This is a genomic window from Microbacterium laevaniformans (assembly GCF_016907555.1).
Classification (GTDB): domain Bacteria; phylum Actinomycetota; class Actinomycetes; order Actinomycetales; family Microbacteriaceae; genus Microbacterium; species Microbacterium laevaniformans.
Genome location: NZ_JAFBCE010000001.1, coordinates 2427575 through 2452957, shown reverse-complemented (window position 1 = coordinate 2452957; position 25383 = coordinate 2427575). Strand labels below are relative to the sequence as shown.

The 25383-nt window shown below is 70.6% G+C and carries 22 protein-coding genes; 15 read left to right on the top strand and 7 right to left on the bottom strand.

The features are described 5' to 3' along the window. The first annotated feature begins 45 nt into the window (after nt 1-45). From JOE53_RS11765 to JOE53_RS11755, 3 genes are all read left to right on the top strand, one after another. Complete coding sequence (locus tag JOE53_RS11765) at nt 46-1215, top strand: thiolase family protein (protein ID WP_204948234.1); 1170 nt, start codon at nt 46-48, stop codon at nt 1213-1215. A gap of 99 nt (nt 1216-1314) precedes the next feature. Then, nucleotides 1315-2469: an acyl-CoA dehydrogenase family protein gene (locus JOE53_RS11760; protein ID WP_204947821.1), complete on the top strand. Its 1155-nt coding sequence runs from the start codon at nt 1315-1317 to the stop codon at nt 2467-2469. 4 nt (nt 2470-2473) lie between these two features. Next, on the top strand, nt 2474-3250 hold the full coding sequence (locus JOE53_RS11755; RefSeq protein WP_204947820.1) for an enoyl-CoA hydratase-related protein: 777 nt from the start codon (nt 2474-2476) through the stop codon (nt 3248-3250). Here JOE53_RS11755 and JOE53_RS11750 read toward each other — a convergent pair. Continuing rightward, entirely contained in the window at nt 3237-3755 is a 519-nt protein-coding gene (locus tag JOE53_RS11750) for a MarR family transcriptional regulator (RefSeq protein ID WP_271171019.1), read from the bottom strand. The two genes, JOE53_RS11755 and JOE53_RS11750, sit on opposite strands and share 14 nt — an antisense overlap. 154 nt (nt 3756-3909) lie before the next feature. Between JOE53_RS11750 and JOE53_RS11745 the strand changes: the two genes are divergently transcribed. Genes JOE53_RS11745 through JOE53_RS11735 form a run of 3 tightly spaced genes read left to right on the top strand, consistent with a single transcriptional unit; the run spans nt 3910 to nt 7281 of the window. Next, nucleotides 3910-4686, top strand: coding sequence for an electron transfer flavoprotein subunit beta/FixA family protein (locus JOE53_RS11745; RefSeq protein ID WP_204947819.1), 777 nt, complete (start codon nt 3910-3912; stop codon nt 4684-4686). A 34-nt stretch (nt 4687-4720) separates the two neighbouring features. Next, entirely contained in the window at nt 4721-5710 is a 990-nt protein-coding gene (locus JOE53_RS11740) for an electron transfer flavoprotein subunit alpha/FixB family protein (protein ID WP_204948232.1), read from the top strand. Then, nucleotides 5710-7281 carry a cytochrome b/b6 domain-containing protein gene (locus JOE53_RS11735; protein WP_204947818.1) on the top strand — a complete coding sequence of 524 codons (1572 nt, stop codon included), beginning with the start codon at nt 5710-5712 and terminating at the stop codon, nt 7279-7281. The genes JOE53_RS11740 and JOE53_RS11735 overlap by 1 nt, the downstream gene beginning before the upstream one ends. Before the next feature lie 164 nt (nt 7282-7445). Here the strand turns inward: JOE53_RS11735 and JOE53_RS11730 are convergent, their stop codons facing one another. Next, nucleotides 7446-7964 (bottom strand): GNAT family N-acetyltransferase, encoded by a 519-nt coding sequence (locus tag JOE53_RS11730; protein ID WP_061683824.1) that lies wholly within the window; start codon nt 7962-7964, stop codon nt 7446-7448. A 143-nt stretch (nt 7965-8107) separates the two neighbouring features. On the opposite strand from JOE53_RS11730, the gene JOE53_RS11725 reads away from it, so the two are divergent. Further along, a complete protein-coding gene (locus tag JOE53_RS11725) occupies nt 8108-8668 on the top strand; it encodes an acyl-CoA thioesterase (RefSeq protein ID WP_036289974.1) in 561 nt (186 codons plus the stop codon). Between the two features lie 19 nt (nt 8669-8687). Here JOE53_RS11725 and JOE53_RS11720 read toward each other — a convergent pair whose 3' ends face one another. Further along, on the bottom strand, nt 8688-9569 hold the full coding sequence (locus JOE53_RS11720) for a LysR family transcriptional regulator (protein ID WP_061683823.1): 882 nt from the start codon (nt 9567-9569) through the stop codon (nt 8688-8690). 137 nt (nt 9570-9706) lie between these two features. On the opposite strand from JOE53_RS11720, the gene JOE53_RS11715 reads away from it, so the two are divergent. Both JOE53_RS11715 and JOE53_RS11710 read left to right on the top strand, forming a co-directional pair. Then, on the top strand, nt 9707-13429 hold the full coding sequence (locus JOE53_RS11715) for a proline dehydrogenase family protein (protein WP_061683822.1): 3723 nt from the start codon (nt 9707-9709) through the stop codon (nt 13427-13429). Next, nucleotides 13429-13974 carry a GNAT family N-acetyltransferase gene (locus JOE53_RS11710; protein WP_204947817.1) on the top strand — a complete coding sequence of 182 codons (546 nt, stop codon included), beginning with the start codon at nt 13429-13431 and terminating at the stop codon, nt 13972-13974. The genes JOE53_RS11715 and JOE53_RS11710 overlap by 1 nt, the downstream gene beginning before the upstream one ends. A gap of 111 nt (nt 13975-14085) precedes the next feature. On the opposite strand, the gene JOE53_RS11705 is transcribed toward JOE53_RS11710, so the two are convergent. Then, nucleotides 14086-14841 carry a hypothetical protein gene (locus tag JOE53_RS11705; RefSeq protein WP_204947816.1) on the bottom strand — a complete coding sequence of 252 codons (756 nt, stop codon included), beginning with the start codon at nt 14839-14841 and terminating at the stop codon, nt 14086-14088. Nucleotides 14842-14947: 106 nt separating this feature from the next. Here JOE53_RS11705 and ddaH point away from each other — a divergent pair, with 106 nt between their 5' ends. Together ddaH and rocD are read left to right on the top strand one after the other, a co-directional pair. Then, a complete protein-coding gene (gene ddaH / locus JOE53_RS11700; RefSeq protein WP_204947815.1) occupies nt 14948-15790 on the top strand; it encodes a dimethylargininase in 843 nt (280 codons plus the stop codon). Continuing rightward, complete coding sequence (rocD, locus tag JOE53_RS11695; RefSeq protein WP_204947814.1) at nt 15787-17010, top strand: ornithine--oxo-acid transaminase; 1224 nt, start codon at nt 15787-15789, stop codon at nt 17008-17010. Before ddaH ends, rocD begins: the two co-directional genes overlap by 4 nt. Nucleotides 17011-17023: 13 nt before the next feature. Here the strand turns inward: rocD and JOE53_RS11690 are convergent, their stop codons facing one another. Beyond that, nucleotides 17024-18535: a molybdopterin-dependent oxidoreductase gene (locus tag JOE53_RS11690; RefSeq protein WP_204947813.1), complete on the bottom strand. Its 1512-nt coding sequence runs from the start codon at nt 18533-18535 to the stop codon at nt 17024-17026. Between the two features lie 94 nt (nt 18536-18629). On the opposite strand from JOE53_RS11690, the gene JOE53_RS11685 reads away from it, so the two are divergent. From JOE53_RS11685 to JOE53_RS11670, 4 genes are read left to right on the top strand one after another with little or no spacing between them, the layout of a single operon-like run. Then, nucleotides 18630-20501 (top strand): circularly permuted type 2 ATP-grasp protein, encoded by a 1872-nt coding sequence (locus tag JOE53_RS11685; protein ID WP_233449558.1) that lies wholly within the window; start codon nt 18630-18632, stop codon nt 20499-20501. Then, the gene (locus JOE53_RS11680; RefSeq protein ID WP_204947812.1) at nt 20495-21427 is read left to right on the top strand and encodes an alpha-E domain-containing protein; all 933 of its coding nucleotides are present in this window, start codon (nt 20495-20497) and stop codon (nt 21425-21427) included. The genes JOE53_RS11685 and JOE53_RS11680 overlap by 7 nt, the downstream gene beginning before the upstream one ends. Beyond that, nucleotides 21424-22269, top strand: coding sequence for a transglutaminase family protein (locus JOE53_RS11675; RefSeq protein WP_036286947.1), 846 nt, complete (start codon nt 21424-21426; stop codon nt 22267-22269). Before JOE53_RS11680 ends, JOE53_RS11675 begins: the two co-directional genes overlap by 4 nt. Before the next feature lie 42 nt (nt 22270-22311). Further along, entirely contained in the window at nt 22312-22902 is a 591-nt protein-coding gene (locus JOE53_RS11670) for a TetR/AcrR family transcriptional regulator (RefSeq protein ID WP_036286949.1), read from the top strand. Here the strand turns inward: JOE53_RS11670 and JOE53_RS11665 are convergent, their stop codons facing one another. Beyond that, nucleotides 22903-23403, bottom strand: coding sequence for a MaoC family dehydratase (locus tag JOE53_RS11665; protein WP_036286952.1), 501 nt, complete (start codon nt 23401-23403; stop codon nt 22903-22905). After that, nucleotides 23400-25379: an acetyl-CoA carboxylase biotin carboxylase subunit gene (locus JOE53_RS11660; protein WP_204947811.1), complete on the bottom strand. Its 1980-nt coding sequence runs from the start codon at nt 25377-25379 to the stop codon at nt 23400-23402. Before JOE53_RS11660 ends, JOE53_RS11665 begins: the two co-directional genes overlap by 4 nt. Nucleotides 25380-25383 lie beyond the last annotated feature (4 nt).

Below are 25383 nucleotides of genomic sequence, written 5' to 3'. Positions count from 1 at the left end.
GTGCTGACACGCGCGCGGGCAGGAGACAGGATGGATGCCATGAACATGCGCACCGCCGTCATCGTCGACGCCGTCCGCACCCCGTCGGGGCGCGGCAAGCCGGGCGGGGCGCTCAGCGGCATCCATCCGGTCGACCTCGCCGCGCTGGTGCTGCGCGCGACGCTCGAACGCAACGGCCTGGAATCGGCGCAGATCGACGACGTGCTGCTCGGCTGCGTCAGCCAGGTCGGCGAACAGACGATGAACATCGCGCGTCAGGCGGTGCTCGCGGCCGGATTCGACGAGCGCGTTCCGGCGACGACGATCGATCGGCAGTGCGGATCGAGCCAGCAGGCCGCGCAGTTCGCGGCGCAGGGCGTCATGGCCGGACAGTACGACATCGTCATCGCCGGCGGCGTCGAATCGATGAGCCGCGTGCCTCTCGGGGTCGCGGCATCCGTCGCCGGTTCACCCTTCTCACCGGGGTTGCACGCGCGCTATCCCGACGGACTCGTGAACCAGGGCGTGTCGGCCGAGCTGATCGCGGCGCGCTGGGGCTTCTCGCGCGACGAGCTCGACGCGTACGCGGCCGAGTCGCACGAACGCGCTGCCGAGGCGCAGGTCCAGGGCAGATTCGCCTCGCAGCTGCTGGCCGTCGACGGTGTCGAGATCGACGAGACGGTGCGCCCGGGCACCACCGTCGCGGGTCTTTCCGGCCTCGCGCCGGCCTTCCGCACCGATGCCATGGCGGAGCGCTTTCCCGAGATCGACTGGCTGATCACACCCGGCAACTCTTCTCCGCTGACCGACGGCGCCTCCGCCGTCCTGATCATGAGCGAGCAGAAGGCGCGCGAGCTGGGGCTGACGCCGCGTGCGCGCTTCCACGCGTTCGCCGTCATCGGCGACGACCCCCTGATGATGCTCACGGGGCCGATTCCCGCGACACGTCGCGTGCTGGAGCGCGGTGGCCTGACGATCGACGATCTCGACGCGTACGAGGTCAACGAGGCGTTCGCCCCGGTGCCGCTCGCGTGGGCCGCCGAACTCGGCGCGGATGCCGCCAAGCTCAACCCCTGGGGAGGGGCGATCGCCCTCGGGCACGCGCTCGGCTCCAGCGGCACGCGACTTCTCGGTACGCTCCTCGCGCACCTCGAGTCCACCGGCGGACGGTACGGACTGCAGACCATGTGCGAGGGCGGGGGCATGGCGAACGCCACCATCATCGAACGGCTCTAGAACGCCGCGTCCATTTACTAGGACGTCCATGTAAAATGATCGCTGTGCCCTACCGGGCGCACTTCCGGCTGTCGATCTGTTTCACAAGGACGTGACGCGATGAGCATGACTGTGTCCCCTTCCCTCTCCGCCGATGAGCGGGGAGCCATCCTCGGAGCCGTCCGCGACTTCGCCCGGACGCGGCTGGAGCCGCACGCGCTGGAATGGGATCGCGACAAGCACTTTCCGCGGGATGTGCTCGCCGACGCCGGAGAACTCGGCCTCGGAGGGCTGTACGTGCGTGAGGACGTCGGCGGCACCGCTCTGACGCGTGAGGACGCCGCACTCGTCTTCGAGCAGCTGTCGATGGGCGATCCCACGATCGCCGCGTACATCAGCATCCACAACATGGTCGCCTGGATGATCGACAGCTACGGCACTCCGGCGCAGCGCGAGCAGTGGCTGCCGCGTCTGATCACGCTGCGCGACCTCGGCGCGTACTGCCTGACGGAGCCCGGCGCCGGCTCGGATGCCGCGGCCATCACCACCAGTGCGATCGCCGACGGTGAGCAGTATGTGCTCACCGGGGTCAAGCAGTTCATCTCGGGCGCCGGAGAGGCGGCGGTCTACGTCGTCATGGCTCGCACCGGCGAGCCCGGCGCGCGCGGCATCAGCGCCTTCCTCGTGCCGGCGGATGCCGAGGGCCTGAGTTTCGGACCCAACGAGCGCAAGATGGGGTGGAATGCGCAGCCCACTCGTCAGGTGATCCTGGACGAGGTGCGGGTCCCGGCATCCGCTCTGCTGGGTAGCGTCGGCGAGGGGTTTCGCATCGCGATGAGCGGGCTCAACGGGGGTCGGGTCAACATCGCGGCCTGCTCCGTCGGCGGTGCCCAGTGGGCTCTCGATCGTGCCGTGCGCTACGTGCACGAACGCTTCACGTTCGGTGAGGCGCTCGCCGAACGACAGAGCGTCGTGTTCGCGCTCGCCGACATGGCCACGCAGCTGCAGACGGCCCGCGCGCTCGTCCGCGACGCCGCCCGCGCCATCGACAACGGGGCCGACGATGTCGCCGTGCAGTGCGCGATGGCCAAGCGGTTCGCGACCGACGCCGGCTTCGAGGTCGCCAACCGGGCGCTGCAGTTGCACGGCGGGTACGGCTACCTGCAGGAGTACGGGATCGAGAAGGTGGTGCGCGATCTGCGGGTGCATCAGATCCTGGAGGGCACGAACGAGATCATGCGGGTCATCATCGGTCGCGACGTTCTGGGAGCATGAGCACATGAGCGACTACTCCACGATCCTCGTCTCCACCCGCGGCCGCGTCGGCTGGATCACCCTGAACAGGCCCGAGGCGCTCAACGCGCTCAACTCGACCCTGGTCGACGAACTCGCCGCCGCGGCGGTCGCATTCGACGCCGACGAAGAGATCGGGTGCATCGTCGTGACCGGCTCGGAGCGCGCCTTCGCCGCCGGAGCCGACATCAAGGAGATGGAGGACAAGTCGCCGGTCGAGATGGCGCTGCGCAACCCCTTCGTCGGTCTCGAGGCCTTCTCGCGTGTGCGCACCCCCGTCATCGCCGCCGTCGCGGGGTACGCGCTCGGCGGCGGGTGCGAGCTGGCGATGGCCTGCGACATCATCCTGGCCGCCGACAGCGCCCGCTTCGGCCAGCCGGAGATCACGCTCGGCGTCATCCCCGGCCTCGGTGGCACGCAGCGTCTGCCGCGCGCGATCGGTTACTACAAGGCGGCCGAGCTCGTGCTCACCGGGCGGATGATGGATGCCGTCGAAGCCGAGCGGGCCGGTCTGGTCTCCCGCGTCGTGCCCGCCGCCGACCTGCTCGCCGAGGCGGAGGCGATGGCCGAGCAGATCGCCGCGAAATCGCTGCCCGTGCTCTACGCCGCGAAGGAGTCGCTGCGGGCCTCGCTGGAGACCAGCGCTGCCGAGGGGCTGCGCTTCGAGAAGCAGGTCTTCACGTCGCTCTTCGCGCTCGACGACCAGAAGGAGGGCATGGCCGCCTTCCGGGAGAAGCGTCCGCCGCGATTCACGAATCGCTGACGACGTCGCCGGCCGACCGGCGCAGTCGCGCCACGATCGCGACGAGGCCTTCCACGTCGCCGGCCTCGAGCCCCGGCGCGGCGAACACGGCGGCGTTGAGCGCCGCCGTGGCTCGCGCCGACAGGTCGCGCCCCGCTGTTGTCAGGGCGACGAGCGTTGCCCGGCGATCGCCGGGGTGCGGCTCACGCGTGACGAGCCCGGCCGCTTCGAGCCGGTCGACGGTGTTGGTCACACTCGTCGGGTGCACCTGCAATCGGCTCGCCGCCGACGACAGCGGCATCCGTCCCTCGCGGGTGAAGCTCAGCAGCGTCAGCAGCTCGTACCGGGCGAACGTGAGCGAGAAGGGCTTCAGGGTCTCGTCGACGCGCGCGAGCAGAATCTGGTGTGCCCGCATGACGCTCGTCACCGCCGCCATTCCGGCCGCCGCCTCGGGCCAGCCGTGCGCCACCCACTGGCGACGCGCCTCCGCGATCGGATCACGCGGCGACGAGGGCGTGCGGCTCACGGGGATCTCCTCGAACGGCTCGGCGCTCGGGATGCCGTGCGCGATGATCTCACGCTAGCGCGGCATCCGCGGTGCCACCGGGGATGAACCTGAGTGTCAACGGATGCGATACTGAGTCGCACCTTCTAGAATGAATGCGTCGCAAGGAGAACCGATGAAGATCGTGGTGCTGGTCAAAGAAGTCCCTGACACCTACGGCGACCGCAAGCTCGACCTCGAGACCGGGCTCGCCGTGCGGTCCGCGTCGGAGCGTGTGCTCGATGAGATCGGCGAGCGGGCCCTCGAGGTCGCCCTCTCGTACGCCGATGCGCACGCCGGCACGGAGGTCGCTGTGGTCTCGATGGCATCGGAGGAGGCCGCGGCCACCATCCGCAAGGGGCTCGCGATGGGCGCGGCATCCGCGCTTCAGGTCGTCGACCCGGCGCTGGCCGGCGCCGATCTGGGCGTGACCGCGGTCGTGCTCGCCGCCGCGGTGCGTCGCATCGGGTTCGACCTCGTCATCACGGGCAACCTCTCCACCGACGGCACCGGCGGCGTGCTGCCGTCGATGATCGCCGAGCACCTGCAGGTCCCGCAGGCCACCGCGCTGTCGGCGGTCACGATCGGCGAGGGCGAGATCACCGGCACGCGCGCCACCGACTTCGGCACTGCGCAGGTGAGCGCGACCCTGCCGGCTGTGATCTCGATCACCGAAGCTCTGCCGGATGCCCGGTTCCCGAACTTCAAGGGCATCATGGCGGCCAAGAAGAAGCCGTTCGAGACCGTATCGCTGGCCGACCTGGGCGTCGACGTCGCCCCGTCCGTGGCCGCCCAATCGATCATGACGGCGGTCGCCGAAAAGCCCCCGCGCGGCGCAGGAATCAAGATCGTCGACGAGGGCGACGCCGCGGACAAGCTCGCGGCCTTCCTCGTCGAGAACCGACTGGCCTGAGAACGGCCCTGGGAAGAAGACGGTGGAGAACGTGATGGTGGATGTCGCCTCGGACTCGATTCTCGTCCTGCTGGATGTCACGACGGGCGGCGAGCTGGCCAGCTCGGCTGCCGGACTGCTCGGTGCCGCCGCTGGCATCGGCACGCCGGTCGCGCTCATCGTCGCCGACGAGAAGGCGCATGCCGCCCTCGCCGCGGCGGCGGGTGCGCTGGGCGCCGCGGTCGTGCTCACCGCGGGCCTCGGCGGCGCGGACGGATCCCTGACGGTGCCCCTGGTCGATGCCGTCGCCGCGGCATCCGAGCGGGTGAAGCCCGATGCCGTGCTCGTCTCGAACTCCATCGAGGGACGCGACATCGCCGGGCGGTACGCGGCGCGCTCGCGCGCGGCTCTGGCCGTGGACGTCGTCGGCGTCTCCCGCGACGACGAGGGCGTGCTCGCACAGCACTCCGTCTACGGCGGGGCGTACAACGTCACGAGCGCCGCCACCTTCGGCCCTCTCGTCGTCACGGTGCGCCAGGGCGCGGTCGATGCCCGTGCCGCCGCGGTCACCGAGCCGCGGGTCGTGCCGCTGGAGGTCGCCGCCTCCGGCGCCCCGGCGGCGCGGATCACCGGCTTCGAGGCCGAGGTTGCGGCATCGTCGCGGCCGGAGCTGCGCGGCGCCGCAAAGGTCGTCTCGGGCGGACGCGGACTCGGCTCGGCCGAGAAGTTCGCACTCGTCGAGCAGCTCGCCGATGCCCTCGGCGCGGCTGTGGGCGCCTCGCGGGCCGCCGTGGATGCCGGGTACATCCCTTACTCGCACCAGGTCGGTCAGACCGGTGTGTCGGTGTCTCCGCAGTTGTATGTCGCTCTCGGCATCTCGGGCGCGATCCAGCACAAAGCCGGCATGCAGACCGCGAAGACGATCGTCGCGATCAATAAAGACGGCGACGCCCCGATCTTCGACATCGCCGACTTCGGCATCGTGGGGGACGTGTTCACGGTCGTCCCGCAGCTGATCGCCGCCCTCGACGCCAGGAAGGCCTGATGGCGACCGGCGGATCGTCCATGCGCCGCGGCTTGCCGCGCGTCGCCGGTGGAGAACCGTGGCCGCCGGCCGCGAGCGCGCCCGCCGAGGCCGTCGTGGAGGCGACCCCTGTCGTGGAGAGCACTGTCGCCGAGGCAGACATGGCGCCGTCCGCCGTCGCACCGACGCACTCGGGGCAACAGGCGACCGCGGTGGCCGCCTCCGCACTTTCCCGCGGCAGCGAGACCGTCGTACGCCGGGGCTTGCCGCGCGTCGCCGGAGGCGAGCCGTGGCCGACCGGCGTCGTCGCTGCTGCCGCTGACGCCGAGGCGGCGTACGCGGAGGCGGCCGCGGTCTCCGCTCCGACGCCCCGACCCGCCGCGGCCGACGGCGCCCCATCGGTGCGACGCGGGCTGCCCCGCGTCGCGGGCGGCGACGCCTGGCCACCCGCCGGCACCGAGGTGGCTGCATCGACCGCGGTCGCCGTGGCCGCCGTCGATGCCGCGGCGCCCGGTGAGGAGAATGCCTCCGCGGAGGTCGCCTACGCCGCCGACAGCCCTCTCGTTCCCGCCGTCGCCGAGGGTCCGCGTGCGCCGCTGACCGTACCGCAGACCGCGTGGGCCGGTCGTGCCGCGTCGCGTCGGCCGCAGCCGAAGCCTGAACCGCAGCGCATCGGCCCGTTCACGAAGACGCAGTGGGCGGGCACCGTCATCGTCGGCGGGATCGGGCTCCTGTTCGCGGCGGGCATGGCGGTGCTCGCGGTGCGGTTCCTGCTGAGCCTCGACGGCCCGCGCGACTTCCTCGCGACCTACCCCGGGGAGTACCACCTGCCTGCCGGTGCGCCCGTCGGCATCCCCGCGTGGCTCGGCTGGCAGCACTTCTTCAACGTCTTCCTGATGGTGCTGATCATCCGCTCGGGGCTCACGATCCGCCGCGAGAAGCGGCCGAGCGTCTTCTGGGCGCCGAAGAACAACCCCAAGGGCAAGACGAGCCTGACGATCTGGTTCCATCAGGCGCTCGACATCCTGTGGCTCATCAACGGCGCCGTCTTCATCGTGCTGCTGTTCGTCACCGGCCAGTGGATGCGGATAGTCCCCACGAGCTGGGAAGTCGTCCCCAACGCGCTCAGCGCCGCGCTGCAGTACGTCTCGCTGGACTGGCCGACCGAGAACGGCTGGGTCAACTACAACGCGCTGCAGCAGCTCGCCTACTTCTCGACCGTCTTCATCGCCGCCCCGCTCGCCGCGATCACCGGCTTCCGGATGAGCGGGATGTGGCCGAAGAAGAACCTGAAGCTCAGCGCCGCCTACCCGATCGAGTGGGCGCGCAAGGTGCACTTCCCGGTGATGCTGTTCTTCGTCGTGTTCATCGTCATCCACGTCGTTCTCGTGCTCGCGACCGGGGCGCTGCGCAACCTCAACCACATGTACGCCGCGCAGGGCTCGGTCGACCCGACGGCCTCTGCGGACAACTGGACCGGCTTCTGGCTGTTCGTGGTCTCGCTCGTGGTCATCGCCGCCGCGTGGGTCGCCGCCCGCCCGCTCGTGCTCGCCCCGATCGCCCGCCTGTTCGGCACGGTCAGCGGGCGCTGACGCGCGCGATCAGCGTCCCGACAGTGGCCGCCGCTCAGCCGAGCATCTCCGCAGAATGCGACGAACTCCGCATCCGATCGGCGATCTGGATGCGGAGTTCGTCAGAATCTGCGGAGTTCGTCAGCGCGGTGGGGCCGGCGGAACCCGCGACGCGGCAGGCGCGATCAGCGCACGAAGCGGACCTCGGTGAGCGTCTCGCCGAGGAACGGCTCGGTGTGCGTGGCGCCGTCGAGCGTGAAACCGTTGCGCGCGTAGAAGCGGTGCGCCCGCGGGTTGTCCTCGGCGACCCAGAGGTAGAGCTCCTCGTCGGCGTCGACCGTCGCGTCGAACAGCTGCTGCCCGATGCCGGTGCCGTGGAACTGGTCGAGCAGGTAGATGAAGTAGAGCTCACGCGTGCGCGGAGCGTCGCGGTCGCGCGCCGGGCCCGAGCCGGCGAATCCGACGATCTCGCCGCCGACGAGGGCGGCGAACATCTTGAACTCGGGGCCCTGCTGGGCCCAGTGCGTCCACAGCTCGGCGAGGCGCTTGGGTGAGACGTTTTCCAGAGCAGCCTTGCTGATGAGGTGGTCGTAGGTCTCGTGCCAGCACGTGGCGTGGACACGTCCGAGGGCCTCGGCATCCACGTCACGAACGGGACGGACGACGGTGTCGGTCTGCGCGGTGATGTCGGTGGGGGCTTCCATGGCCAGACTCTACGGCGGCCCTTCCGATTCACGAAATCGATGGATGCCGCGCTCCACCCTCGTCGCGGCGGCACCACGAGGACTGTGGGAACCCCACAAGAGATGCCAGGAGCCCATCGGGGAATCCGCTAGCATCGCGCTTCGTGAATGTATGGTGGCGGACCCTCCTGACGATCTGGCGCGCGAAGGTGCTGCTGCATCGGCGCGGCCCGTTGCCGCCGCGCACCGTGGGGCGCATCAGGCTGCGGACGCTCCCGACCGACATCGACCTCCTCGGTCACATGAACAACGGCCGCTACGCCTCGCTGTTCGACCTCGGCCGCTTCGACCTGCTGATCCGCACCGGCATCTGGGATGCGATGAACGCGCAGGGCTGGTACGCGGTGGTCGCCAGTGAGACGGTGACCTTCCGCAAGTCGCTGCAGCTCTGGCAGCGCTTCACGGTCGAATCCCGCCTGTACGCCCACGATGACAAGGCCGTCTACCAGATGCACCGCGCGGTCGTGGACGGCGAGGTCTACGCCGAGATGATCGTCCGCGCGCGCTTCCTGCGCCGCACCGGCGGCGTGGTGAACACCGACGAGCTCTTCGAGGCGCTCGAGCGGCCGGATGATCTCCCACCGCTGCCGCAGTGGGTGGCCGACTGGGCTCGCGACAGCGCGCTGCCCTCGACGAAGGCCCCCGCGCCGAGCGAGTGGGACTGATCCCGCAGGGATGCCGGCGTCAGACCCGGCGCGCGACGAACGCGTCGGCGAGAGCCTCGCGGACGCTGCGGATGCCGGGACGGTTGCGGCTGGATCGGCGAGCCGCCGTGAAGATCTCGCGCGCCGGGTCGCCCGGAAGCGCGCTGAGGTGCACCGGGGGCGCACCGCCGGCCCACAGCAGATCGGGCAGCAGTCCGACGGCGTGACCGGCGGCGATCAGCTCGGCATGCCCGCTGAGGTCGGCGAGCTCGAAGCGGACGTCCGGCTCGAACCCGGCGGCGCGGCACTGCTGCATCGCCCACTCGCGCGCTGCCGTGCCGCGCGGCTCCATCACCCAGGCGTGTTCGGCCAGGTCGGCCAGCGGCCCGATGGCGCGCGCCGTCGCCAGCCGGATCGGATCGACGCCGAGCAGGTCCCGATCGAGCGCCGATCGGTGCGGGCGAGTGAGCCCCGGGTACTGCTCGGCGATCGCGAGGTCGAAGCCGCGCGCTCCGAGCTCGAACAACCCCTCTTCGGGCGGCAGCTCGGAGATCTCCACGCGCAGGCCCGGCGTCCGCTCGGCGAGCAGGGTCAGGGCTGCGGGCACGAGAGCGCGGGCGGCCGTCTGCAGCACGGCGAGACGCACCGGCGCGATCCCGAGGCGGGTGTCTTCGAGTTCGCCGCGGATCTCCTCGTCGGCATCGAGGGCGCGCGCCGCGTAGGCGGCCAGCGTCTCGCCGTGCGCGGTCAGCCGCACGCGGCGTCCATCCGGAGCGAGCAGCGCCACTCCCGCCTCGCGCTCCAACTGCGACAACTGCTGCGAGATCGTGGACGGGCTGTACGCCAAGGCCTGTGCGACGGCGGCGATCGTGCCGCGCTGGGCGAGTTCGTGCAGCAGTCGGAGGCGTCTCAACTCGAACACGCGCGCTCCTTCCGTCACCCGTCGCCGTCGTCTCGGCTGCGTCGTGGTCGCGCCGGAGAAAACATCGCCGTCATCGAACGATATCCGTCAAAGATCATCGCTTTTGCCGAATCATATGCGTGCCTCACGCTGGACGCATGGACACAGTGCACTCTGGAGACGTGACCGACGACACCACCACGCCTCCTTCGGCATCCGCGCTCGCCGACAGCGCCATCTCGCTGGCGCGACGCTGGGTGGACGAGTCTGCGGCTGCCGACGTCGATCCCGCCGCCGAACGGCTGGCGGGCGTGCTCAAGGATCCGCACGGCCTGCCGTTCACGATCGGCTTCGTCGACGGTGTCATGCGTCCCGAGTCGTTGAGCGCCGCCGCGGCGAACCTGCAGCGCGTGGCGCCTCTGGTTCCGCAGTTCTTGCCCTGGTACCTGCGGGCGGCGGTGCGCACCGCGGGTGCCGTCGGGCCGATTCTTCCAGCGCCGACGGTGCCGATCGCGCGCAAAGCGCTGCGCGAGATGGTCGGGCACCTCATCGTCGATGCCCGGCCCGACAAGCTGGGCCCCGCCCTGACGGCCATCCGGGAATCCGGTGCGCGCCTCAATCTGAACCTCCTGGGCGAAGCCGTGCTGGGCGAAGCCGAAGCGCTGCGCCGCCTGGAGGGCATCCACGATCTCATCCGTCGCGACGACGTCGACTACGTCTCGGTGAAGGTGTCGGCCATCGCGAGCCACATCTCGATGTGGGCCTTCGACCAGGTCGTCGACCGGGTGGTCGACCGCCTGCTCCCGCTGTACCTGACGGCCGCCTCCTCGGCGGGGCCCGAGTCCGCTCAGACGTTCATCAATCTGGACATGGAGGAGTACCGCGACCTCGACCTGACGATCGCGGTGTTCACCCGACTGCTGGAGGATCCGCGGCTGCGTGACCTGGAGGCGGGCATCGTCCTGCAGGCCTACCTTCCCGATGCGTTGCCGGCCCTGCGGCAGCTCACCGCCTGGGCTCAGCAGCGGGTCGACGGCGGGGGCGCTCGTATCAAGGTGCGACTCGTCAAGGGCGCGAACCTCGCGATGGAACGGGTGGATGCCGTCATGCACGGCTGGCCGCTGGCCACCCATGCGAGCAAGCTCGACGCCGACGCCAGCTACCTGCGGTGCCTCGACGAGGCGCTGCGGCCGGAGAACTCCCGGGCGGTGCGCCTCGGCGTCGCCGGCCACAACCTCTTCGACATCGCGTACGCGTGGCTGCTGGCGGGGGAGCGCGGCGTCCGGGGCGACGTCGAGTTCGAGATGCTCCTCGGAATGGCACAGGGACAGGTGGCGGCGGTCTCGCGCGAGGTCGGCCACGTGCTCCTGTACGTGCCGGTCGTGCGGCCCGACGAGTTCGATGTGGCCATCAGCTACCTCGTGCGCCGATTGGAGGAGAACGCGTCGAGCGACAACTTCCTCTCGGCCGCTTTTGACCTGGCCGATGACCCGGCGATGTTCGCGCGGGAGCGCGACCGTTTCCTCGCCTCGCTGGACCGGGCCGCCGACCCCACCCTTCCCATCGGTCCTCAGCGGACGCAGGCGCGGCGGGACGACGCGGCGAGCCGCGGAGCGTCCCCCGCCCTCACCCGCCCGGAGCCCGTAGCCGAAACCACGGAGGGAGCCGCCGACGGCGATCTGACGCAAGTGGTTCTCGGCATCGCCGACGGTCGGGGTGACGGCGGGTCGTTCGTCGACACCGCGGTCTTCGACCTCCGTGAATCCGTCCGCGCCGAGGGTGCGCCGGGGTTCGCGAACGCGCCCGACACCGATCCTGCGCTTCCGGCCAACCGCGCCTGGGCCGACGCGATTCTGGCGCGGATCGCCGGGTCGAGCGCCGGAGAGTCGACCATCGCCGCTGCGCGCATCGACGATTCGGCGTCGCTCGAAGAGACGGTCGCGCGCGTTCGGGCCGCCGGGACACGGTGGGGCGCCGTGCCCGCGGACGATCGAGCGAAGGTTCTGCGGGCGGTCGCGCGTGCGCTCGAGGCTCGGCGCGGCGAGCTCATCGAGGTGGCCGCGAGCGAGACCGGCAAGGTGTTCGCCGAAGCCGATGTCGAAGTCAGCGAAGCCGTCGACTTCGCCAACTATTACGCCGCGACGGCGCGTGAGCTCGACCGGGTGAGCGGCGCGGTGTTCGTCCCGGCCGCGCTCACGGTGGTCGCGCCGCCCTGGAATTTCCCCGTCGCGATCCCCGCCGGCGGGGTGCTGGCCGCGCTCGCGGCGGGATCGGGCGTCGTGTTCAAACCCGCCCCGCAGGCGCGGCGCTGCGCCGCCGTCGTCGCCGAGGCCGTCTGGGAGGCGTTGGATGCCGAGGGCATCGAGCGCGACATCCTCGCCCTCGTCGACATCGACGAGAAGGAGCAGGGTCAGCAGCTGATCGCACATCCCGACGTGGATCGCGTCATCCTCACCGGCTCGTGGGAGACGGCGCAGCTGTTCCGCTCGTGGCGGCGCGACCTGCCTCTGCTCGCCGAGACGAGCGGTAAGAACGCCATGATCGTCATGCCGTCCGCCGACCTGGACCTCGCGGCATCCGATCTGGTGAAGAGCGCCTTCGGTCACGCGGGCCAGAAGTGCTCCGCCGCCTCGCTCGCGATCCTGGTGGGACCGGTCGCGCGTTCCGAGCGGTTCGCGCGCCAGCTCGTCGATGCCGTCCGCTCACTGCGCGTGGGAGCACCCTCCGACCCGTTGAGCGAGGTCGGGCCGGTGATCGAGACGCCGCGCGGCAAGCTCGAGTGGGCCCTCACGACCCTCGAGGAAGGTGAGAGCTGGCTGGTCGCTCCCGAACTCATCGAGGGTTCGGCCGACGCCGATGCTGCTCTGGCCGGGCGCCTGTGGCGGCCCGGCATCCGCGTCGGGGTGCGGCCGGGCTCGCGCACGCACCTCGAGGAGTTCTTCGGCCCGATGCTCGGCATCATGCACGCCTCCTCGCTGTCGGAGGCGGTCGAGCTGCAGAACGCCGTCGCGTACGGCCTGACGGCGGGGCTGTACACGCAGGACCCGGCCGACCTCGAGCTGTGGCTCGATCAGGTCGAGGCGGGCAACCTCTACGTCAACCGCGGCATCACCGGTGCGATCGTGCAGCGCCAGCCATTCGGCGGCTGGAAGCGCTCGTCGGTCGGCGCCGGCACGAAGGCCGGCGGCCCGAACTACCTGATCGGACTCGGCTCGTGGCGGCCCTCGGCGGGTGGCGCGCCGTCATCGACGCTGCACCTGCGTGGGCTGGATGCGCGCATCACGACGCTCATCGAGTCCGCCCAGCCCTCGCTGGACTACGAGGCCTTCGAGTGGCTGCGTCGCGGCGCGCTGTCCGATGCGGTCGCCTGGGATCGGGAGTTCGGCCGCGTCAAGGACGTGTCACGGCTCGGTGTGGAGCGGAACCTCTTCCGGTATCGGCCCGTCGAGGTGGCGGTGCGCGCGACGCAGGATGCCGCGTGGCAGGCCCTGCTGCGCGTCGTGGTCGCGGGCGTTCGCGCGGGTGGCGGGATGACGATCAGCGCACCGGTGGGGCTTCCGGCCGGCGTGCGTCGCGCCCTCGGTGATCTCGACATCGCGGTCTTCGTCGAGACCGACGAGCAGTGGATCGAGCGCCTGCAGGCGGCACGCGAAGACGGTGACGCACCGCGCGTGCGGCTGGTCGGGCCTGCGGCATCCGTCGCCCGCATCCAGGACGCCCTCGTCAGTGCGACCGACGGTGACGTCGACATCGCCGTCTACGCCGGAGAGGTCACCACCGCCGGCCGCATCGAACTGCTGCCGTTCCTGCGCGAGCAGGCCGTGTCGATCACTGCGCACCGCTTCGGCAACCCCGACGGCTGGAGCGCGGAGGTCATCTGATGCAGCCGGCGTTCGTCGAGGTCCGTGAGCTCTCGGCATCCGACGTCGATCGGATCGAGGCGGATGAGCCAGCCGGCAAGGGCTTCGTCCGCGAGATGTGGCGGCTTCAGATGCTCGGCCGCAGCATGCTGCTGGTCGCGTGGGTCGGCGACGTCCCGGTCGGGTCGGGGCAGCTCGATCTCAGCGCGGCGCCGATCGAGCTGAAGAACCTGAACGTCCGGCCGGACCGCCGGGGTCAGGGCGTCGGCACGGCGCTCGTCGTCGCCGCCGAAGCGTGGATGTGTGCACACGGCCATACCCGGTTGAGCCTGGGCGTCGCCGTGGACAACCCCGCTGCGCGGCGCCTGTACGAGCGCCTGGGCTACGTCGCAACGGGTGAGACGTCCACGGTCACCTATGACTATGTGGATGCCGAGGGCCTGGCGCGCACGGCGACCGAGACCGACGAGCGCCTCGTGAAGGTGTGGAACGCAACCGTCGCCGACGCCCCAGCGAGAGAAACAACTTATCTTTCTGGCGATGGAAGGTCGCGCGAGCGAGCATGATTCTGGCGCATCTGGGGAGCGCCAGACGGGGATCGACTCACGCGCGGTTGTGCGTCCGATCGGACCGTCTTGTGACACGCCGGGGGGAGTGTCGCTCTGGGGCCGGGGGATTCACTCGACCCCAGAGCTCCCGCCCGATTCGCAGTCGCGCTCGTCCGTCTCGACCGGAACCATCAGCCCATACACCAGTGCGCGCACTCCGAGACCGAGAAGCGTCCACGCGCCTTCGGGGAATTCGTCCGATGCGCTCGCCGCAACGGTCGGGTGGGGGGTGCCTTCGATCGCCCGCAACGCGAAGCCCTCCGACATCGCTGCCAGCAGCTCGGTGAAACCCTCGATCGTGAGCGGGCTGCGCAGGCGCACGCCGTAGGCCTCCATGAGCCAGAGGTAGAACTGCGCGAACGCCGCGATGGATCCCTGATGGCGCTCTCGGGTCGCCTCCTGCAGCTCGGGCCAGGTCTCGGCCGTCGCCCGCAGCGCCAGGGTCACGAGGAACTGCTGCGCGTCCAGATCGTGGGTCGGATCGTCGGTGTCGAGTGTGATGCTCTGCACATGCGCGGCAGCCGCCGTGCGGATCACCTCGTCACCGTCGGCCGCCGCCGCGACGAGATCCTCGATCGCGGCACGCGGATACTCGGCGGGGTCGCTGCGGATGCGCAGCCGCACCATCGCCACTGCGAGGTCACGCTGATAGTCGCTCTGATCGGCCCACAACCGATACGCCGCTCCGGTGGTCAGCCCCGCCCGTCGCAGTACTTCCTGCAGACGGATGTGCTGCACACCGGCCGCCACCCCGCGCTCCAGCAGCATCTGCATGCCGACGCGCAACAACAGTGCGCGCGTTTCCTCTCCCGTGCGGCGGGCCATGGGACGAATCTACTCAGGGGAATGAAACCCGCAACGGTCTTGACAGTCTCGGCGGATGCCGAGGGTGCTCTGGCAGAATGGGGATGGCGAGGAACGAGGATCTCGAATGCCCGACCGTATCGCCCATCACCGCCGCTACCTGATGTGCCGACCCGAGCACTTCACGGTGCGTTATTCGATCAATCCGTGGATGGAGCCGGCGCGACCGACCGACACGGCCAAGGCCGTGCGTCAGTGGCAGACGCTGTACGACACGTACCTCGCCCTCGGACACGAGGTCGAACTGATCGACCCGCTGCCGGGACTTCCCGACATGGTCTACACGGCCAACGGCGGTTTCGTCGTCGACGGCCGAGCGCTCGGAGTCCGCTTTCGTGTTCCGGAACGGCGAGGGGAGGAGCGTCCGTTCATGGACTGGTTCGCCGCCGCCGGCGTCGAGGTGATCGAACCGGTCGAGGTGCAGGAGGGCGAGGGAGACTTCCTTCTCGTCGGCGACACGATCCTCGCCGGCACCGGATTCCGCTCCGTCGGTGACAGTCATCGCGAGGTCGCCGATGTCTTCGGCCGCGAGGTCGTCTCCCTCCGCCTGATCGATCCTCGGTTCTACCACCTCGACACCGCGATCTGCGTGCTCGATCCGGTCGAAGGTGAGGGCGGGGTGGATGCCGCGAACATCGCCTACCTGCCCTCGGCGTTCGACGAGGCGTCGCTGCGGCTGCTGGAAGAGCGTTACCCCGACGCGATCCTCGTGTCGGACGAGGACGGCGCCGTGTTCGGCCTGAACGCGGCATCCGACGGCCGTCACGTCTTCCTCTCCCCGCGCGCCACCGGGTTCGATGCCCAGCTGCGCGATCGGGGCTACGTTCCCGTTCCCGTCGACCTGTCAGAGCTGCTGCTCGGCGGCGGGGGCATCAAATGCTGCACGCTCGAACTGCGAGGAATGAAATGAGCTCCGCCATCTCCATCGACGAATCCTCCGCCGCCCTCATCGCGGCCGAGGACGAGCACGTCGCGCACAACTACCACCCGCTGCCGGTCGTCATCGCCCGCGGTGAGGGGGCCTGGGTGACCGACGTCGAGGGCAAGCGCTACCTCGATCTGCTGGCCGCCTACTCCGCCCTCAACTTCGGTCACCGCCACCCCGCCCTCCTGGCCGCCGCGACCGCGCAGCTGGGACGGGTCACGCTGACGAGCCGAGCGTTCCACAACGATCAGCTCGGCACCTTCGCCGCGGCGCTCGCGGAGCTGTGCGGCAAGGACCTCGTGCTGCCTATGAACACCGGTGCGGAGGCCGTCGAGACGGGGATCAAGGTCGCCCGCGCGTGGGCGTACCGCACGAAGGGCGTCGCCACGGATGCCGCGACCATCATCGTCGCCGACGGCAACTTCCACGGTCGCACCACGACGATCGTCGGCTTCAGCGACGACGAGCAGGCTCGCGCCGGCTTCGGCCCCTTCGCGCCCGGATTCGTCCGCGTGCCGTACGGGGATGCCGACGCCATCGCCGCCGCGATCGACGAGAACACCGCCGCGGTGCTGGTCGAGCCGATCCAGGGTGAGGCGGGCGTCGTCATCCCGCCCGACGGCTACCTCCGCGCCATCCGGGAGGTGTGCGACCGCGAAGGCGTGCTGTTCATCGCGGACGAGATCCAGTCCGGGCTCGCGCGGGTGGGTACGACGTTCGCCTGCGACCGAGAGCAGGTCGTGCCCGACGTGTACCTGCTGGGCAAGGCGCTCGGCGGCGGGATCGTGCCCCTGTCGGCGGTGGTCGCCGACCGCGACGTCCTCGGGGTCATCCGTCCCGGCGAGCACGGGTCCACGTTCGGGGGCAACCCGCTCGCGGCGGCCATCGGTGCCCAGGTGGTGCAGATGCTGGCATCGGGCGAGTTCCAGGCGCGCGCCACCGCGCTCGGTGAGCACCTGGAGGCCACGCTGGCACCGCTCGTCGGCAACGGCGTCACCGCGATCCGCGTCGCCGGGCTCTGGGCCGGCGTCGACATCGACCCGGCGCGCGGAACGGGACGCGAGATCGCCGAGCGGCTGCTCGCGCGGGGGGTTCTCGTGAAGGACACGCACGGACAGACGATCCGCATCGCGCCGCCGCTCGTGGTCCGTGCGACCGAGCTCGACTGGGCCGTCGAGCAGCTGCGGCTCGTCCTCGAGGGCTGAGAGCCGCCCGGCCTCAGGTCACGGAGACCGAGACCCGCGGCCACCCGGTCGCGCCGTCCGGCGCCGGTGGGGCGACCGTCGGCGTCTGCGGCTGCCCGTCGATGCCGATCGCGCGGGCCACGATCGTGTGCTGTCCCGCCGTCGCCCGCCACGGGAGGGACCACTGCACCCACGTGTCGGCCGAGATCGCGGTGGCGAGCGTCGCGTCCTGCCAGTCCCCGCCGTCGATCTGCACCTGCACACCGCGAACGCCCACGTGCTGCTGCCAGGCGACGCCGGCGATCACCGTGTCGCCGGCCGCGACCGTGTCGCCCCGCCGGGGGACGTCGATGCGGCTCGCGAGCTTGATCGGGCCCCGCTCGGACCACCCGCGCGGCGTCCAGTAGCCCTGCGCATCGGCGAAGCGCGTGACCTCCAGATCGGTCACCCACTTCGTCGCCGACACGTAGCCGTACAGGCCCGGCACGACCATCCGCACGGGGAAGCCGTGCGCGATCGGCAGCGGCTCGCCGTTCATGCCCACGGCGAGGATCGCATTGCGCTCGTCGGTGAGGGCTTCCAGCGGCGTGCCCGCGGTGAAGCCGTCGATCGACGTCGAGAGCACCATGTCGGCATCCGCCTGCACGCCGGCGCGCGAGAGGAGGTGACGGATCGGATAGCCGAGCCAGCGTGCGGTGCCGATGAGATCGCCGCCCACCTCGTTCGACACGCACGTCAGGGTGGTCACGCTCTCTTCGAGAGGGAGGGCGAGCAGCTCGTCCCAGCCGATCTCCACCTCGGTGTCGACCTTGCCGTGGATGCGCAGACGCCAGGTCGCCGGATCGATCTGCGGCACCGCGAGCGCCGTGTCGATCCGGTAGAAATCGCTCGTGGGGGTGATGACGGGCGCCAACTGCGGCATGCCGAGATCGGCGCCGGCCGGCACGCTCACGGTCGTCGTCGCGCGCGGAAGGGTGATCGCCGCACGGACCGCGGTCGCGGCACGGGCCCCCGTCTGCAGCGCCCACCCGCCGACGGCGGCCAGGGCTCCCGTCGCCGCCGCGCCGGCGGTCCAGAGGAGGAAGGTGCGGCGGGAGGTGCCCGCAGCATCGTCGGCGGAGGGCGCGGTCACGGCGCGCGGCGCGAGCAGGCTCAGGGCGAGGAGCGTGGCGCCGGCGCCCACGGCGGGGGCCACGACGGCCAGCGCGGCGGCATCGGCCCGTGACACGGCGGCCACCGCGCCCACCAGCCCCAGCACGACGACGAGAGCCTGCGCGGCGCCCATCGAGCGGCGGGCGAGCAGACCGGCGCCGGCTCCGATCAGCAGCAGCGCGATGGCGACCGCGGTGACGAGCGCCGCCTTGTCGCCGGTGCCGAACAGAGCGATCGCGAGGTCCTTTCCCCACGGCGGGGAGAGGTCGATCAGTGCCCCGCCGACGGCGGCGATGGGACTCGCCCCCACGAGGGCGCCGGCAAGCTCGCCGAGCCCGGCACCGAAGGCGGCGGAGGCCGCGCCGGCGGCGGCTGCCCGTGCTCGCGTACGCATGCGCTGATCCTAAGTCGCCGCGGACGGCGCGCGGGCGGATGCCGCGGCATCCGTCGTCACACTCAGGAAACACGGCCCGGGCTAGGCTCATGGCATGGGTGACCTGTTCGACGGATACGGCTCGACGCTGGCTCCGCGCAAGACCGTCTCCGGCGTTCCGGCCTTCGACGAGATGTTCGCGGCGCCCGCCTCCGCCGGCGCCGCAGCGACCTCCCGTCCGGCGTACCGCGAGCTGTATCAGGCGCTCGCCAAGATGACTCAGGAGGAGCTGCGCGGACGCACCGAGTCGCTCGCCAGCTCGTACCTCGCGCAGGGCGTGACCTTCGACTTCGCCGGAGAGGAGCGTCCGTTCCCGCTGGACGCCGTGCCCCGTGTGATCCAGTACGACGAGTGGTCGCACATCGAGAAGGGCGTGCAGCAGCGCGTGCGCGCCCTCGAGGCGTTCCTCGACGACGCCTACGGCCACCAGCACTGCGTGCGCGACGGCGTGCTGCCGGCTGCGCTGATCGCCTCCAGCCAGTACTTCTACCGCCAGGCCGCCGGCATCCACTCGGCCAACGGGGTGCGCATCCAGGTGGCCGGCATCGACCTCATCCGCGACGAGAACGGCGAGATGCGGGTCTTGGAGGACAACGTGCGGGTGCCGTCCGGCGTCAGCTACGTCATCTCCAACCGTCGGGTGATGGCCCAGACGCTCCCCGAGCTGTTCGTCTCGATGCGGGTGCGCCCGGTCGGCGACTACCCCAACAAGCTGTTGCAGGCCCTCCGCGCCTCAGCCCCGCCCGGTATCGACGATCCGAACGTCGTCGTGCTGACGCCGGGTGTGTACAACTCGGCCTATTTCGAGCACACGCTGCTGGCGCGGCTCATGGGCGTCGAGCTCGTCGAGGGGCGCGACCTGCAGTGCGTCGGCGGCAAGGTCTTCATGCGCACGACCCGTGGACCGCGCCGCGTCGACGTCATCTACCGTCGTGTGGACGACGACTTCCTCGACCCGCTGCAGTTCCGCGCCGACTCGATGCTGGGTGCTCCCGGCCTCATGCTCGCCGCGCGTCTGGGCAACGTGACCATCGCGAACGCCGTGGGCAACGGCGTCGCCGATGACAAGCTGCTCTACACGTACGTGCCCGACCTCATCCGCTACTACCTCGCGGAGGAGCCGATCCTCAAGAACGTCGACACGTGGCGGCTCGAAGAGCCGGCCGCCCTCGAAGAGGTGCTCGACCGGCTGGACGAGCTCGTCGTGAAACCGGTCGACGGCTCGGGCGGAAAGGGCCTCGTGGTGGGCCCCGACGCGTCGCCCGCCGAGCTCGAGAAGCTGCGCAAGAAGCTCATCCGCGACCCGCGTGGGTGGATCGCTCAACCGGTCGTGATGCTCTCGACCATCCCGACCCTCGTCGAGGATGGGATGCGCCCGCGCCATGCGGACCTCCGTCCGTTCGCCGTCAACAACGGCGACGAGGTGTGGGTGCTGCCGGGAGGACTGACGCGCGTGGCGCTGCCGGAAGGCCAGCTCGTCGTCAACTCCTCGCAGGGTGGCGGCTCGAAGGACACCTGGATCGTCGGCGGCGACGCCCCCCACCGCGGTGACCGCGTCGTGCAGACCGCGGGCGGACTGGCGGGGCTGGTCGCCGATCAGGCCTCGGTCACCGAGGCGATCCCGATCATCTACGACGCGCAGGGCGAGCAGTCGCACTCGCCGCAGGATCGCCCTCTGAGCACGCAGGAGCAGCAGGAGCAGCAGCAGCAGCAGGGCCGCGACACCCAGGAGGTGACGCGACAGCCGGCGGTGCGGGATGCCGCGGCATCCACCCGCCAGCATGTCCCAGAATCTGTCGTCTGCAAGGGCCTGGGGCGACCAGACGTGGGACACGGTGTGCAACAAGTGGGACACGGTGGGCCGCAAGGGGGACGCGCGGATCCGGTGCGCGCCGCGGGGGCGGATGCGGAGGTGAGGCCATGCTGAGCCGGATCGCCGAGAGCCTGTTCTGGATCGGACGCTACATCGAGCGCAGCGACGGCACCGCCCGCATCCTCGACGTGCACCTCCAGCTGCTGCTGGAGGACCCCTGGATCGATGAGGACACGGCCTGCCGCTCGCTCATGGGTGTCATGGGCTCGGTGCCGCCACCGCCGACGGTCGAGGTCACCCGCTCCGACGTGCTGACCAGCCTCGCCGTCGACCGCGCCAACCCGTCGAGCATCGCCTACGCCGTGCAGGCGTCGCGCGAGAACGCCCGCCGCGCGCGCGAGATCGTCTCGACGGAGCTGTGGGAGACGCTGAATACGACCAATTCGCGGATGCCGCGCCGCCTGCACAACGAGAAGGTGCACGAGTTCTTCCAGTGGGTGCGGGAGCGCTCCGCGCTCGCCGTCGGCATCACCGATTCCTCCACGAGCCGGGACGAGGCGTGGCAGTTCCTGACGCTGGGGCGGGCGATCGAACGCACCGACATGACCGCACGGCTTCTCGCGACGCGCGCGCTGACCGAGGCATCCGGTCCGTCGTGGACGACGATCCTGCGCTCCTGCGGCGCCTACGAGGCGTATCTACGCACCTACCGCGGGATGCCGAGCGCGTCCAACGCAGCTGAGTTCCTGCTGCTGGACCGGCTGTTCCCGCGCTCGATCACCTACTCGATCGCCCAGGCCGAAGCGTGCATGCGGGAGATCGACCCCGTGGCCGATCGGGTCGGCCACTCGAACACCGTGCTGCGGGCGCTGGGACGCATCCGCAACGACCTCGAGTACCGGCCGATCGGCGAGATCCTCAGCGAGCTGCCCGATCACATGGAGCGTGTGCAGAAGGTCACGCGGGAGGCCTCGGAAGCCATCCGCGGGCGCTTCTTCCCCACGCACGCCGAGCCGAGCTGGATCGGAGAGACATCATGATGCGGCTGCGGATCGAGCACACCACCGGCTTCGCCTATCAGGGCGACGTGGGAGCGTCGTACAACGAGGCGCGGATGCTGCCCATCTCCACCGACAGTCAGTTCGTGCTGAGCTCGCAACTGGACATCGACCCGTCGACGAGCGTCAACTACTACCTCGACTACTTCGGCACTCGCGTCGCCGCCTTCGACGTGCTCGCCGGCCACCGGTCGCTGGAGATCACCGCCCGCTCGCTCGTCGAGGTGCGCCCGCGGCCGCTCGAGTTCCCCGAGCTGAGCTGGGAGCGGCTCGCAGCCGAGAGCGTACGCTCGATCGGCACGGTGGAGATGCTCGGGCAGTCGACCCGCACGAGCCCGCATCCCGAGGTCGCCGAGCTCGCGCGCGACATCGCCGCCCGTCACGATGAGCCCGCCCGCGCGGCGCTGGAGATCGCGACCGCCGTCGGTGACGCGATGGAGTACATGCACGGCATCACCGGCGTGCATTCGACCGGTGCGGAGGCGTGGGTCGAGCGCAAGGGCGTCTGCCAGGACATCACCCACATCACGCTCGGGGCGCTGCGCGAAGTCGGCATCCCCGCGCGCTATGTGTCGGGGTACCTGCATCCGCAGCCGGATGCCGAGGTCGGCGTGCCCGTGACCGGCGAGTCCCACGCCTGGGTGGAGTGGTTCTCGGGCGGGTGGCAGGGGTTCGATCCGACCAACAACGCCGAGATCGGCGACCGGCACGTGCTGGTCGGGCGCGGCCGTGACTACAACGACATCCCGCCGCTGCGGGGCGTCTACGCCGGCCCGTTCAAGAGCAACCTGCACGTGAAGGTCACCATCACCCGGGAAGCGTGACGCCTCCGCGGGGACTGCGCAGCGGCTCGGTAGGCTGAACCGGTGACGACGTGGCGCAGCTCGCAGAAGGCTGATCGTCGAGCACGCCTGCTCACGGAGGCCGCCGCGCTCTTCGCGCGGCGCGGGTTCGCGGCGGTGACCACCGTCGAGATCGGGGAAGCCGTCGGGATGAGCGGCCCGGCCCTGTACAAGCACTTCCGGAGCAAGGATGCGCTGCTGGCGGAGCTGCTTCTCGACGCGAGCGAGCGTCTGCTCCAGGGCGCTCGGGAGATCCTCGGTGCCGGCCCGGTGACGGATGCCGCCGCGGCGCGCGCTGCGCTGGACGAGCTCATCGCATTCCACATCGGCTTCGCGACCGCGGCCCCTGACATCATCCGCATCCAGGATCGGGAGCTGGCCGGACTCGACGCGGAGACCAACCAACGCGTACGGCGGCTGCAGCGCGAATACGTGCAGGACTGGGACACCGTGCTCGCCGCGGCCGTTCCTCGCCTGAGTGCGGCCGAACGCGAGACGCGGCTGCTCGGGGTCTTCGGTCTGCTCAACTCCACGCCCCACAGCGCGCCCGCCAGCGGTGCGGCGGCAGCCGGCATCCTCGCCGCGATGGCGCACCGGGCTCTGGTCGAGGGATGATCACGCCCGTCGCGGCGCCGCGGGCAGGCATCGCATGAGGGTCATGCGCGTCGCGGTGGCCACGACCTCGTCGCGCTGGTTGCGCATCGTGTGGGCGAACTCCACGATGCCCTGCCCCGGTCGGGACGACGACAGGCGCTTTCGGGTGATGAGCGTCTCGGCGTAGAGGGTGTCGCCGACGCGTACTGGCGCCGGGAACGCCACCTGGCCGAAGCCCAGGTTCGCCACGATCGTTCCCTGCGTGAGCTGGGCGACCGACAGGCCGACCAGCGTCGACAGGGTGAACATGCTGTTGACGAGGCGCTCCCCGAACTCGGTGCCCGCAGCCCACGCCGCGTCGAGGTGGAGCGACTGCGTGTTCATGGTGAGCGTCGTGAACAGCACGTTGTCGGCTTCCGTGACGGTACGCCCGGGGGCATGCACGTAGAGCGCCCCCTCGATGAACTCCTCGAAATAGAGCCCCCGCTGCTCGATCCGTGCCGCGGCGATGCCGTCGCTCATGCGTCTTCCCTCTCGATCGTGGCCACGACGCCGCCGCGGGCGACCTGATCGCCGGCGGCGACGGTCAGCCGCACGGTGCCGCCCACCGTTGCGCGCAGCACATGCTCCATCTTCATCGCCTCCACCGCGACGATCGCGTCGCCCACCTCGACATGGGCGCCCTCGTCGACCGCCACCATGACGACCGTGCCCGGGAGAGGGGAGGTGAGTGTGGGGGAGGCGTCGGCGGTGCGGTCCGCTCCATATGTCGCGCGGTGCTCGCGCACGAGAACCGCGTCTGCGTCAGTACGGAGCCAGACTCCGCCCGATCCCGCCGCGAACGGGAAGGAGCGTCCGAGACCGCCGATGCCGACCGTTGCCCGTCCCTCGTCGAGGGCGACCGTGGCGGCTCGCGGTTCGCCGTCACCGACCGCGACGCGCAGCGGCGACGCCCACACCCGCACCCGCTCCCGCCGCGCAGAGGTCTCGAGGTCGAACGCGCTCGGTACCGCCGGACCGAGCCGCCACCCGTCGGCGCGCGCCCAGGGTCCTGTCGGACCCGTCGCGGTGGTGCCGGTCGGCTGTGCGTGCATGACGAGCGCGGCTTCCGCGAAGGTGCGCTCCGAGGTCTCGGGAAAGGGCAGGTGCTCGAAGACGCGGGCGATGAGCCCGGTGTCGAGCTCACCGGCGATGACTTCGGGCCGCTCGAGCAACAGCTTCAAGAAGGTGAGGTTGGTCTCGAACCCGAAGATCGCGGTCTCGGCGATGGCATCCACGAGACGACGCCGCGCCTCTTCGCGGTTCGGAGCCCACGCGATGAGCTTCGCGAGCATCGGGTCGTAGTCGGTGGAAACGTCGAGGCCGTCCTCGAGCGAGGTGTCCACGCGGATGCCGGGTCCCGATGGGTGCACGACCCGTTCGACCCGGCCGCCGGTGGGCAGGAACCCCGCTTGCGGATCCTCGGCGTAGACGCGCACCTCGATGGCGTGGCCGTTCAGGCGCACGTCCTGTTGCCGGAACGGCAGCGCCTCGCCCGCCGCGATGCGCAGCTGCAGCTCCACCAGGTCGAGGCCGGTGATGAGTTCGGTGACGGGATGTTCCACCTGCAGGCGCGTGTTCATCTCCATGAAGAAGAACTCGTCCGGACGGTCCGCGGGGACGATGAACTCCACGGTGCCGGCGCCCACGTACCCGACGCTGCGCGCCGTCTCGCATGCGGCGGCCCCGATGCGGGCACGCGTCGCGGCATCCAGCAGGGGAGAGGGAGCCTCCTCGACGACCTTCTGATGCCGTCGCTGCAGCGAGCACTCGCGCTCCCCGAGGTGCACGACGTTGCCGTGGGAGTCGGCGATCACCTGCACTTCGATGTGCCGTGGCGTCGTGACGTAGCGCTCCAGAAACAGGGTGTCGTCACCGAAGGACGCCGCCGCCTCTCGCCGGGCGGCGGCGACGGCGGCCGGAAGCTGCGCCTCCTCCTCGACGACGTGCATCCCTTTGCCGCCTCCGCCCGCGGAGGGCTTGATGAGGACGGGGAAGCCGACTCCGGCAGCGCCGTCGATCAGCTCCGCGTCGGTGAGGCCGGCGCGCGCAAGCCCCGGCACGGTGGGCACACCCCGGGCTTCCACCGTCCCCTTGGCCGAGATCTTGTCGCCCATGATCTCGATCGCCTCGGGGCTCGGGCCGATGAAGACGATGCCGGCTTCGGCGCAGGCGCTCGCGAAGGCGGCGTTTTCGGCAAGGAAGCCGAAACCGGGGTGGACGGCCTGCGCGCCCGTCTGCCGCGCGGCATCCAGCACACGCTCGATGGACAGGTAGCTCTGGGCGGCGGGGGCGGGCCCGAGGCGCACCGCCTCGTCGGCGAGGCGGACGTGCACGGCATTCGCGTCGGCGTCGCTGAAGACGGCGACCGAGCGGATGCCGAGGCTCCGGAGCGTACGGATGATGCGCACGGCGATCTCGCCGCGGTTGGCGACGAGCACCTTCGTGATGGTGGTCATGCGA